The organism is Bradyrhizobium sp., assembly GCF_035273305.1.
GTDB lineage: Bacteria > Pseudomonadota > Alphaproteobacteria > Rhizobiales > Xanthobacteraceae > Bradyrhizobium.
The window spans coordinates 1-11,808 of record NZ_DATEPI010000089.1; the positions used below are offsets into that span (position 1 = coordinate 1).

Sequence of the window (11,808 nt, forward strand, 5' to 3'; positions counted from 1 at the left end):
GGCCGTCATGGTGCGGCTGGGAATGACAAAGCGCTCGCCAACCACAAAGTCTTCGAACCAGCGTTGTTCGCTCACCATCCTATGCGCCGCGGGATCGAATTCCGTCATATCGGGATTTCCTGCGCGAATTGTGGGTGAGAAGTATCGCAGCGGGATGCCCGCGACAACCTGTTCAGTCAATCCCTCATGTCGGAGCCGTGCAGGCTTGCGCTATGCACTCAGCCCTATAAAACGCGCGGAGTGAGAAGCGCGGATGGCTGCAAGAAGTTGGGCCGAAACATGGGCGTGGGCCGATCTCAATGAGCATCCTCGCGAAAATCTCGACTGCAAACGATAATCACTCTGCGCGCATCACCGGCATCGGATTGATGCTGTTGTCGATATTCCTGTTCTCGCTAGGTGACGCGTTGGGGAAATACATGGTTGCCACCTATTCGGTCGGGCAGCTGCTGTGGCTGCGCGCCGGGGCGGCGCTGCTTGTGTTATCGCCGATGATCTGGCGAGATCGTGGGACATTCGTGAGGCTTGAGCGGCCATGGCTTCAATTGCTACGGGTAGCGCTCTCGACTCTCGAAGTGGCGGCGTTCTTTCTGGCGACCGTGTATCTGCCGCTTGCCGACGTCACCACGTACTATCTCGCTTGTCCAATCTTCGTCACCGCGTTGTCCGCGATCGTATTGCGGGAGCAGGTCGGCTGGCGGCGTTGGAGCGCGATCCTGATCGGCTTTTGCGGCGTATTGATTGCGCTCCGTCCCTCGTCACAGACGGTGAGTTGGCCGGCTATGATCGCGCTCGGCGGCAGCCTCTGTTTTGCGGTGCTCATGCTGATCACCCGCTCGTTGCGCGCGACGCCGGATATCATACTTGCATCATCGCAGTTCGCCGGCACTTTCGCGCTCGGCGCGTTGATGTCGCCGTTCGGATGGGTTACGCCAGGTCTAGGCAGCCTCGGGCTGTTTGCCGCAGCCGGCTGTGTTTCAGTGAGTGCGCTGTTGTGCGTCAATCGTTCGCTGAAGCTTGCTCCCGCGAGCGTGGTGGTGCCGTATCAATACTCGATGATTATGTGGGCGATAATTTTTGGCTATCTCGTTTTCGGTGACGTGCCGCCGATCTCGACCATCGCTGGCGCGGCAATCATAATCGGTGCTGGATTGTATATTTTTCTGCGCGAGCGACGCCTCGGGCGAGGCGAAGCTGTGGTCAGCCCGCCGGTCTGAAGAAGCTGTGGTCAGCCCGCCGGTCTGAAACAGACACGTCGGTTCGCAGAGTCCCCCAATACGGGGACTCTGCTTGGAGAACAATCGATTGCACGGCACTTAGCGCGCGCGCCTCGTCGAACGGCGCCAGCTCTTCAGCGATGACCAGACGCCACGCGAGAGGCGGAAACAATCGACCGGCGTCGAGCAGCCCAACGCCACGAACCGATGCAGTTCGACCCCGCTCCACTGAAACCCGCACTTCTCGAGAATGTTTCGCGACGGCGGATTGGCGACTCGCGCGCCTGCGATCAGGCGTTCGGCATCGAACTCCTCGAAGCTAAAATCGATCACTGCGCGCGCGGCTTCGGTTGCGAAGCCCTGGCCCCAATACTTGACGCCGAGCCAATAGCCGAGTTCGGGTGCGTCATGCTGGCGCCAGTCGATCCCGACCATTCCGATCGGCGAAGAATCGCTTTCGATCAGGAACACGGTCTCGCGATTGTCGGCCGCGATCGCCCGCACGAACTCGATCGCGTCCTGCTCGGAATAAGGATGCGGCAGCCGACGCGTATTCTCGGCAATGCGGCGATCGTTGGCGAGGCGCGCGATTGCTTTAACGTCCGCGAGCGTCGGCTTGCGTAGCAGCAGCCGTTCGGTCTCGAGGACGCAAGGACTTGCCTCGCGCAATGTCGGGGTAGGGAGATCCTGCAGCATGTCGGGCTCCTGAAAATGCAATCCAAAAATGACTCGGGGTTCGGGAAGCAAGCCCCGTGTCTTTTGAGAGAACACGCACAATAAAAAAGGGAGGCCGGTTTCCCGCCTCCCCTTTCGGAGCCTTCTCAAGCTCCACCGGTTCAACAGGATCCGGCGGAGTAATATTGTCCACCGTCTATTCGGCCGCGGCTTCTGTCATCGGAACAACCGAGACGAAAGTGCGGCCGTTGGCTTTTGCGCGAAACTCGACTCGGCCTTCGACCTTGGCGAAGAGGGTATGGTCGGTACCCATGCCGACATTAAGGCCAGGATGCCAGGTGGTGCCGCGCTGACGCGCGATGATGTTGCCGGGAATCACGTGCTCGCCGCCGTACGCCTTGATCCCGAGCCGCTTGCCCGCTGAATCGCGACCGTTTCGCGATGAACCGCCTGCTTTTTTGTGAGCCATAGCTCGTCTCCAAACTTCGCCGTATCTCTAGATCAATTCCGTGACGGAATCATTGCACTTTTTGTCGCGCGTCACTTTTTATCACTTTTTTCCCTTCGCGGCGGGCTTCTTTGCGGCAGCTTTTTTGGCCACGGGCTTGGCGCGAGGTTTGGCCGCGGCCTTTTTGGCGGCCGCTGGTTTTGCAGGCGCCTTTTTCTTCGCAGGCTTTGGCGCCTGATCCTCGCCTTCGGCGGGTGCCGCCGCAACCGGCTTTTCCTTCTTCGGCCGAGGTCCGACCGTCGGTTTCTTGTTGTCGGTCAGGATCTCCGTGATCCGCAGCACCGTGATCTCGTCGCGATAGCCGCGCTTGCGGCGCGAATTCTTGCGACGACGCTTCTTGAAGGCGATCACCTTTGGACCACGCTTGTGCTGCAACACTTCGGCTGCAACCGTAGCGCCAGGCACCGTGGGTGCGCCGAGCACCGGCTGATCGCCTCCGACCAGCAAAACTTCGCCAAGCTGCACGATCGTTCCGACATCGCCGGCGATCTTGCCTATCTCTAGCACATCATCCGGAACGACGCGGTACTGCCGGCCGCCGGTTTTGATGACTGCGAACATCGTTTTAATCCTTCGTGTTCGATCCCGGCCTCGGACGGGTCCGGGCCGGCTTTTTCTTCAGTCGTTATGGATTCGATTTCCGCGCGTTCGGGGAGCGGGTCCCCTGGAAATCCGCGCAAAAACAATCGGCGCGAGGAATCCCGGCGCCGGGTGCGGGACTTATAGCCGGAGATCGAGCAGAGTCAAGGAAAACACCCCTTAAAGTCGGCCGATCCGGGCTATCAGGGTCATTTTTGGCCTGAAAAAGCTCATTTGCAGCGCTGCAACGCAACCAATGGGTTCCCTCGCCGTTGTCTCGCGAGTCCGATCGGGCAAGGGAAAAATGGCTGAAGCTAACGGAAAGAGTACTGGCATCGCCCGCCACGGCGCGAGCCGCCTGCCGTCCGTGGACGTCGACAGTTTCAACGTCGAGTTGAAGGACGATGAAGGTTTTCTGGGCGACCGTGCCAGCAAGGGCGCGTTTCGCAAGATCCTCGATGCGCAGCGTAAGCCGCTGAAGAAGAACGGAGACGATCCGCTCGGCAATAAATCCGCGGAGGCGATCGGCAAAAGCGTGCTGGATGAGGCGCTGCTTGGGGATGACATACCAGCAGCGGCCCTGGTGATCGGCGCGATTGAGGAATTCGCGCAGGAACTCGCTTATGTGACGCAACGCTTTCTCAAGACCAAAGCCTGGGATGATACCGAGCGCATTGTGGTCGGGGGAGGTTTTCGCGAGAGCAGGGTAGGCGAACTGGCGATCGCACGTACCGACATCATTCTCAAATCGGAAGGCTTCAAGGTCGATCTGGTGCCTATCCGGTCTCATCCCGATGAAGCCGGCTTGATCGGCTGCCTTCACCTCGCGCCGTCGTGGATTTTCGAAGCTCACGATAGTATCCTGGCCGTCGATATTGGCGGCACCAACATCCGCTGCGGCGTGGTCGAGACCCGCTCGAAAAAAGCGCCCGATCTCTCCAAGGCATCGGTGCGGGAGAGCGAACTCTGGCGCCACGCCGATGACGAGCCGACCCGCGAAGGCGCGGTAAAACGCCTGGTGAAGATGCTCAAAAGCCTGATCTCCACGGCTGAGGCGGAAGGGCTAAAGCTCGCGCCATTCGTCGGGATCGCCTGCCCAGGCGTGATCAACGCCGATGGCTCGATTGAGAAAGGCGCGCAGAACCTGCCGGGCAATTGGGAGAGCAGCAAGTTCAATTTGCCGCTCAGTTTGATCGAAGCAATCCCGACAATCGGCGAGCATGACACTACGGTACTGATGCACAACGACGGCGTGGTGCAGGGCCTTTCGGAGGTTCCCTTCATGCAGGATGTGGAGCGCTGGGGTGTGCTGACCATCGGGACCGGTCTCGGCAACGCGCGCTTTACCAACCGCCGCAAGGAAAAGGAGAAAGAAAAGGACAAAGAAAAAGACAAAGAAAAGGACGAGAAAAAAGAGAAGAAGAACAAGGACTAGGCTGCGCGGTAACCTTGATCACTTAGGTTAAAGTCGGGATCGCATTGCCGATTGCGGAGAGATTGCTAGCGTCGGATCGTCGCTCGGGCTGGCCGGCGAAGCCGCACTTCCCGGCCACAATTTCAATGATGCGACACGGGACCGCCGGTTTTTATCGCGTCTGGCGGTCCCACCTTTTTCGGCTCGCTTTGCCCGCCGGCAATTTCAGCCCGCAACGCCTTGTCTGCCCCGCCGTCCTCGCCTAGAACTCGCCCCGACCACGGGCGAATGAAATCGCCCGCTATGGCGCCAGGAGAGGTGGCAGAGTGGTCGATCGCACCGCACTCGAAATGCGGCATAGGTGCAAGCCTATCGGGGGTTCGAATCCCTCCCTCTCCGCCAGCAGTCGCATTGTCCAGCCCGGGTATTTGAACCGGCGGCTGCTTCACCGATCAGCCTAAGTGGCCATATCGATCTGGTTTCTCGTTTGACAGTAAATTCAGTTGACGTAAGCGACGCTCCAGAGCGCTCTCAAGGTTGGCGATGATGATCCTCGGGTTCTGGCTTCGAGAATGCCGCGTCGAGACGCTGGTGTACATGCGCTGCCAGGCGCGAAGGTGATGGTCCCGACACTTTACAGGCGGGGAGAGTCGACTAACATCCACCTCGTTCGACAATTTGGCTTGGGAATACGGGAGCGTGCCGATGTCGTTCACGCGCCGGCGCTTTCTGATCAAATCCGGTCTCACAATTGGCGCCTTGGGCTCAGGTTTCAAATCGGTGCTTGCGCAACAACCCGCGACTGATCCCGGTCCCGACCGCATCGTATTGCTCGGGACCCGAGGCGGCCCGTTCATCGGAGGTTACGCCCCCAGCCCCTCGGCAAATCTGCTGGTCTACAAGGGCGTTCCGTACGTAATCGATACTGGCTACGGCGTCACCTTTAAGTTGGTCGATGCGGGGCTCCGCTTGCCCCTACTGCGGTACATTTTCATCACGCACCACCATTCCGATCACAACCTCGAACTTGGCCCGCTGCTATACAATGCTTGGGCGGCTGGATTGCGAACGCCGGTCGATGTCTATGCGCCGATAGGCCTTCACGCCATGCTGTCGGCCTATTGGGAGTCCAATCGTTTCGACATAGACACGCGGATTGCTGATGAAGGCAGACCCGATCCGCGCAAGCTTGTCGCCGCTCACGAGTTCAGGGAAGGTCTCGTGCTCTCCCATGACGATGTCCGGGTTACTGCGCTGCGGGTCATTCACCCGCCGGTCACCGAGAGCTACGCTTTCAAATTCGAACTAGGCGACAAGAAGGTGGTCTTTTCAGGCGACACTGCGTTCTTTCCGCCGCTGGCTGAGTTCGCGAAAGGAGCCGATTATCTCGTGCACGAAGTCTTGTACGCACCAGGTGTGGACGCGCTCGTGAGCCGTCGGCCGAATGCTGATAAGCTCAAGGCCAGCATCCTGAGCCACCATACCCGGGCCGAGGACGTGGGCCGCATCGCGACAATGGCGAACGTCAAAACGCTTGTGCTCAATCACTTCGTGCCTCCGGATGATAGAACCCTCACACCCGACGTATGGAGCGACGCTGTTCGGGAGACATTCGGCGGCAAAGTAATTGTCGGAAGAGATCTGCTTCGGCTCCCATTGTGAGTAGTCTCAATACAGTGCACGTAAACGAGCCCGCAGAAGAACGGTAGTGCGAGATCAGGCCGCTCACGATTCACGTGACGACCTTCGCGCCAAGACATCCGCAAGAGGTGGCCCGCCACGGACGCCGTCACGATCTGCGCTTGCTTTCACCAGAAGCTGAATTTCGACCCGATGCCCCGAAATCCCGTGCAATCTCTGAGAGAACTCAAGGGACGTTCAACCTCAGCGAATTTCTTCCGCTCAAATGACGAGCCCGGGCGATGTCGCATGAGGGGCATTCCAGGAAACCTTCAGACGATAAGCTCCCGGGCACCGCCTTCAGGTAATTCTTTGTGAAGGTTCTACGAGCAAGATCACCCAATATTTTATGTTGCGCCGGCGAACCAGCGCCGCCCCACTTTTTGGCGACTTCGCTCTCAAGGATGCCCAGATGGAAGCCTCGCGGTCCAAAGCGCTCTATCTTGCGTTAGCTAGCCTGCTCGCCGCAGCTATTCCTGCGTCCGCTGAAGATGGAATTTCCGCAACCAAGATCGTGTTTGGTCAGGCAACCGCTCTCGAAGGACCGGCCTCAGCGTTAGGCCGCGGCATGAAAGCGGGACTCGAAGCAGCATTCGCCGAGATCAACAAAGCCGGCGGGATCAAGGGTAGGAAGCTTGAACTCAAGAGCGTCGACGACGGCTACGAGCCGACCAAGTCGATCGAAGCCGTCAAGAAACTGCTCGAGGAAGATAAAGTGTTTGCTATCGCCGGCACGGTTGGCACGCCAACAGCAGCGGCCACCCAGCCGATTGCAACCGCTGCAGGGGCGCCGTTCATCGGCGCCTTCACGGGGGCCGAGTTCCTGCGTGAGCCTTACAAGCCGCTGGTGATGAACATCCGTGCCAGCTACTTCCAGGAAACGGAAGCCATGGTCGAACATCTGACCAAGGATCTCGGCGTATCCAAAATCGCAATCATGTACCAGGACGATGCCTTCGGTCAGGCCGGCCTTGCAGGCGTAAAGAAAGCGCTCGAAAAGCGACAGATGCAGCTCGCCGGCGAGGGTACCTTCGAGCGGAACACGGTGGCGGTCAAAGCCGCGCTGCTGGCCGTCAGAAAAGTCCAGCCTCAAGCGGTCATCATGATCAGCCCCTACAAGCCTGCGGCTGAGTTCATCAAGGTCGCCAAACAGATCAACTTCAATCCCACCTTTGTTAACATCTCCTTTGTTGGCTCCGACGCGCTTGCAAAGGAGCTTGGTCCCGCAGGCGCCGGCGTCGTGATCACTCAGGTCGTTCCGTTTCCGAAAGACACCGCAATCCCGGTGGTCGGGCGCTACCAGGCCTCGCTGAAAGCGACCGCTCCGGACGTTCAGCCGGGCTTCGTCTCGCTCGAGGGCTATCTTGTTGGGCGAGCAATCATCGCTGCGCTCGAGAGGATTGATGGCGAACCTACCCGTAAAGCGCTGATCGACGCTGTGCAAAAGGCCGGCACTTTTGACCTTGGCGGTTTCAAACTCGCCTACAGCGACTCAAGCAACCGCGGCTCTGATCAAGTGTTTCTGACTGTGATTCAGCCGAACGGCAGCTTCAGGGCGGTCAGTCGTCTTGAGAAGTTCGGGTCGTAGCACAGAGCAAATCGTACAAGCCGTTCGCGGCATTTGAGATTGCTAGCCAGAGGGTGAAGATGAAGACTACGATTTCGTGGTACCACTTTGGACTTCGCGGTCGGCTGTTTACGGCTTTTGGAGTCGTCGCTGCGCTCACCGTGCTCGCGAGCAGCAGTGCGATCATTTCATACGACAGCCTTGGGCGCTCGCTTGGCGCGATTGCCGAAAGGAGCCTCCCGGAGATTACTCGCGCATCGGACGTTGTCAGGGCAGCGGGCGAAGTCGCCGCCGCCGCGCCTCACGTGCTCGCCGCAACGGATGTCGCCGAGCGCGAGCAGGCTTTCAAGGTTCTGGCTGCGGCACGCAAGGAACTCACGGAAAGCATTGGTTCACTCGCCAGCGCCGATGCGGCAAAGCTCAACAGCACCGCTAATCGCATCCTGGCGAATTTGGATCGGCTGGTGCAGTCTGTGACCGAGCGTCAGACCATTGCCGCTGCGCGTGACGCGCTTATCGCCACTGCTCGGAAATCGCATCAGCAGCTTGCCGAAAAGCTGGCGCCGCTGGCCGACGATGCCGGTTTCACCTTGACTATCGGTCTCCAGACCGCGGCGGACAAAAAGAACCTCGAGGACGTTCAGAAGATGCTCGGGGCCTTGGTTGATGATGAATTGGGGGCGCTACAAGCAATTCTCGAAATGCGTGCCGAATCCAACCTTATGCTGGGAATTCTTGTTGAAGCGGCGGACCTCAAGTCCGCCGACCTGCTGCCGCCCGTCAAGGACCGCTTCACATCAGCGGCAAGGCATCTCGGCAAAGCTGCCGCTGCCCTCAAGGAAGCCGAGACATCGAAGCTCGTCGATGAACTGGTGAAAACCGGCAGGGACGCCGGCAACATTTTCGAATTGAAACAAAGGGAATTGGTCGCCGCCAAGACCGCCGCCAATGTGGTGGCGGAGAATCGCATGCTCGCCCAGGAATTCGAGAAGGAAGTTGCGAGTCTGGGCAAGGGCAGCCAGGCGGCCGCGGCCAGAGCGGTGCGAGACTCCGAGGCCGAAATCCAGCAGGGCCGGGTTATCCTGATTTCCCTCGCGCTCCTCAGCCTTGGCACCGCACTGGTGGTTGGCTGGTATTACGTTGGACGTGGTGTCGTCCGTCGCCTGGTGCGTCTGCAGAACAGCATGAAATCCATTGCCGCCGGCGATTTGACCGCCGACATTTCAACCGGCGGTTCGGACGAAATTGCCGACATGGCGGAAGCACTGCAAATCTTCAAGAGCAATATGCTCGAATCCAACAGGCTGCGCGCCGAACGCTCCGAAGCGGAAAAACAGACGCGCGCCCAGCGAAGAATGGAGATGCAGAAACTGGCTGACGAATTTGAGGCCGCAGTCGGTGATATCGTCCAGACCGTGTCCTCTGCTTCAACGGAGCTGGAAGCCTCAGCGAGCAGCTTGACGAAGACTGCGGAAGACACGCAGAAGCTCTCCGGGCGCGTGGAAGCGGTGTCCGAAGAAGCCTCCTCAAATGTCAGGTCGGTTGCCGCAGCGGCGGAAGAGATGACGGCGTCGATCGCAGAAATCAGTCGGCAGGTCCAGGAGTCGAACCGGATCGCCGCCGAAGCTGTGAGTCAAGCAGAAGCTACTGACGCGCGCATTAACGAGCTTTCGAAGGCTGCGCTGCGGATCGGGGATGTCGTCAATCTTATCACCACGATCGCCGAGCAGACCAATTTGCTGGCGCTCAACGCCACCATCGAAGCGGCGCGAGCAGGTGATTCCGGACGGGGCTTTGCGGTCGTCGCGCAAGAAGTGAAAGCGCTCGCGGCGCAGACCGCTAGCGCAACCAACGAAATCAGTAGCCAGATCGCCGGGATGCAGCTCGCGACCAGGGATTCGGTGGGCGCCATCAAGCAGATTGGAACGACAATCAATCGGATATCGGAAATCGCTGCGGCGATCGCGACCTCTGTTGAGCAGCAAGGTGGCGCGACCGAGGAAATTGCCCGAAATGTCGAGCAGGCAACACAAGGTACAACCGAGGTGGCTTCCAACATCGTGGATGTAAACAAAGGAGCGCGCGAGACGGGCTCGGCTTCGGCGAAAGTTCTTTCCTCCGCTCAATCCCTGTCCGGAGAAAGCAATCGCCTCAAGCTTCAGGTTGCCAATTTCCTGAACACTGTGAGAGCCGCGTAACCTTTAGCCCCCCGCTTCTTGCGATGGCAGCAACGATTTGCGAAGAACTTACAGTGCAGGGGCACCAAAGGTGATGCAGCGCAGGATCTAAGGTCCGAAAAGAATCGGATCAGCGTTGTCCTTGTCATTGATCAGCCACATAAGACCAAGTTCAGCCCGGTGCAGATCGATCTCCAGTAATGTCAAGAGCATCGCCAAGGACAGCGCGGTGTAGGCGAGCCAGGGAGAAAGCGGCTTTTCAATATTCTGATCGTGCGGCGAGACCCAAACCTGCAGCGATCGACAAATTGAAATGAAGTGCTCGTATGCTTTTGAAGGTATTTGCATTTCGCATTCCTTCCAACACAAGGCGTTCACGATAGGCGTCGCACGCCTGCAGTTCAAGCACATAACGGCGCGCCAACCAGCAGCTCCAATCAGCCCAGTTGAGAAGAGCCGCGCTGCAACATGGAACTGAACACGCGGTTGCTTCGTTCGAGCTTCGGCCTCTTGCAAACGAGGGCGGAGAATTCCAATGCGGCTAGCTGCGCTCACAATATTCCTTTCTGTCGGTCTGCCCTTTGGTTTTGCCGTGGCGCAAACGGCTCAACCAAACGGAAATTCGCTCAATTCCACCACGGGCCGCACGGCGCCGGAAGCCAAAGGCGAACTGCAGCCGCAGGGATGGACGGGACCGATCGACACTTCTTCGGGCGGCGCACCCCCGGAGAGTCCTCAAGGACAAAGCCCGCCCGGCATGCAGGCGGCTCCCGACGGATCATCCAAGACCGTGGTGAAGCCCCAGTAATAGCCGCGCCCGGCAGATTTGACTTCGCCCCAGGCACCCACTGAAAATGTGAGAGGCCATGGCGGTAGCCCGAGACTATCGCCTCAGTGGATGTAGCTATGAATTGGCGACTGTATCTCTGGGTAATCGCCGCGGTGCTATGGTTGGATATCGAACCTGCCGTGGCGCAGTTGTCCGGCCATGGCGGTCCTGTCAGAGCATTGGCGGTTTCGGTTGACGGGGAGAATCTGCTGTCCGGCAGTTTCGATACATCCGCGATCCGATGGTCTCTCGCCACGGAATCAGCAGAACAGGTCCTCCGGTTTCACTCCGATGCGGTGAATGCGGTCATCTTCCTGCAAGATGGGCGCATGGCGACCGGCGGCGCGGACGCGCGAATAGCGATCTGGACGGCGGGCCACCAGCAGCCGGACGAGATTTTGGAAGGTCACCGCGGACCGATTGTGGGACTTGCCGTGTCACCTGACGGTTCGACGCTCGCATCCGCATCCTGGGATTCGACTGTACGGCTTTGGCCACTTCGTTCCGGTGCAAAGCGCGTGCTGCAAGGCCATTCGCAGAACGTCAACGGGGTTGCATTCACGCCTGACGGAAAATCGCTGGTCAGCGTCAGCTATGACCTTACGCTCAGGATCTGGCCACTGCACGACGCGCCGCCCGATGTCATCACCCTGCCATCGCCGCTGAATGCCGTCGCCGTAGCGGTGGATGGGGAGATCGCAACAGGTGGCGCTGACGGCTACGTACGCTTTCTGAGGGGTGCAAAGCAGACCGGCGAGATACAAGCAAGTCCGGCTCCGATTGTGGGGCTTGCAATAGCCGCGGATGGAGCGTTGATCGCCGCTGCCGGAATAAATGGCTCAGTGTCGATTATCGATCGCAAGGCGCGGGCGGTGTTGCGAACTTTAGTCGGCCCTGCGCCGGTTTGGTCACTGGCGTTTTTACCGGACACCACACTGCTGACGGGTGGCGCCGATGCTGCGATCCGTCGCTGGAATGCACTGACCGGCGAGCCGATGGGATCAACGCTGAAAGGCACGGTGGCCGATCCGCTCGCTGGCTACGCCGGCGATCACGGCGCTGAGGTATTCCGCGCGTGTGTGGCCTGCCATACGCTTTCCGAAGACGAGAAGCCGCGCGCTGGGCCGACGCTGGCACGATTGTTCGGTCGCAGGATCGCGTC

Annotated in this window: 11 protein-coding genes, 1 tRNA gene and 1 pseudogene; 8 read left to right on the forward strand and 5 right to left on the reverse strand. The window is 59.2% G+C overall.

The features are described 5' to 3' along the window. A pseudogene (locus VJV58_RS05595) lies at positions 1-108 on the reverse strand (dehydratase); the annotation flags it as partial. A gap of 191 nt (positions 109-299) precedes the next feature. Between VJV58_RS05595 and VJV58_RS05600 the strand changes: the two are divergent. Next, positions 300-1,217 (forward strand): DMT family transporter, encoded by a 918-nt coding sequence (locus VJV58_RS05600; RefSeq protein WP_324136346.1) that lies wholly within the window; start codon positions 300-302, stop codon positions 1,215-1,217. A 99-nt stretch (positions 1,218-1,316) separates the two neighbouring features. Here VJV58_RS05600 and VJV58_RS05605 read toward each other — a convergent pair whose 3' ends face one another. The 3 genes from VJV58_RS05605 to rplU form a co-directional block, all read right to left on the reverse strand. Next, on the reverse strand, positions 1,317-1,913 hold the full coding sequence (locus VJV58_RS05605) for a GNAT family N-acetyltransferase (protein ID WP_324136347.1): 597 nt from the start codon (positions 1,911-1,913) through the stop codon (positions 1,317-1,319). Between the two features lie 175 nt (positions 1,914-2,088). Then, complete coding sequence (gene rpmA / locus VJV58_RS05610; protein WP_215622275.1) at positions 2,089-2,361, reverse strand: 50S ribosomal protein L27; 273 nt, start codon at positions 2,359-2,361, stop codon at positions 2,089-2,091. A gap of 81 nt (positions 2,362-2,442) precedes the next feature. Further along, positions 2,443-2,961, reverse strand: a complete 519-nt coding sequence (rplU, locus tag VJV58_RS05615; protein ID WP_324136348.1) for a 50S ribosomal protein L21 — start codon at positions 2,959-2,961, stop codon at positions 2,443-2,445. 322 nt (positions 2,962-3,283) lie between these two features. Between rplU and VJV58_RS05620 the strand changes: the two genes are divergently transcribed. From VJV58_RS05620 to VJV58_RS05640, 5 genes are all read left to right on the forward strand, one after another. Beyond that, positions 3,284-4,414: an ROK family protein gene (locus VJV58_RS05620; protein ID WP_324136349.1), complete on the forward strand. Its 1,131-nt coding sequence runs from the start codon at positions 3,284-3,286 to the stop codon at positions 4,412-4,414. A 291-nt stretch (positions 4,415-4,705) separates the two neighbouring features. Then, positions 4,706-4,795: transfer RNA gene (locus tag VJV58_RS05625), tRNA-Ser, on the forward strand. Positions 4,796-5,098: 303 nt separating this feature from the next. After that, on the forward strand, positions 5,099-6,055 hold the full coding sequence (locus VJV58_RS05630; protein ID WP_324136350.1) for an MBL fold metallo-hydrolase: 957 nt from the start codon (positions 5,099-5,101) through the stop codon (positions 6,053-6,055). Positions 6,056-6,485: 430 nt separating this feature from the next. Then, positions 6,486-7,661, forward strand: coding sequence for an ABC transporter substrate-binding protein (locus VJV58_RS05635; protein ID WP_324136351.1), 1,176 nt, complete (start codon positions 6,486-6,488; stop codon positions 7,659-7,661). 59 nt (positions 7,662-7,720) lie between these two features. After that, complete coding sequence (locus VJV58_RS05640; protein ID WP_324136352.1) at positions 7,721-9,838, forward strand: methyl-accepting chemotaxis protein; 2,118 nt, start codon at positions 7,721-7,723, stop codon at positions 9,836-9,838. An 87-nt stretch (positions 9,839-9,925) separates the two neighbouring features. Here VJV58_RS05640 and VJV58_RS05645 read toward each other — a convergent pair whose 3' ends face one another. Continuing rightward, entirely contained in the window at positions 9,926-10,165 is a 240-nt protein-coding gene (locus tag VJV58_RS05645) for a hypothetical protein (RefSeq protein ID WP_324136353.1), read from the reverse strand. A gap of 187 nt (positions 10,166-10,352) precedes the next feature. Between VJV58_RS05645 and VJV58_RS05650 the strand changes: the two genes are divergently transcribed. Together VJV58_RS05650 and VJV58_RS05655 are read left to right on the forward strand one after the other, a co-directional pair. Further along, entirely contained in the window at positions 10,353-10,625 is a 273-nt protein-coding gene (locus VJV58_RS05650) for a hypothetical protein (RefSeq protein ID WP_324136354.1), read from the forward strand. A gap of 98 nt (positions 10,626-10,723) precedes the next feature. Then, on the forward strand, positions 10,724-11,808 hold a 1,085-nt coding region (locus VJV58_RS05655; RefSeq protein WP_324136355.1), incomplete at its 3' end, for a hypothetical protein.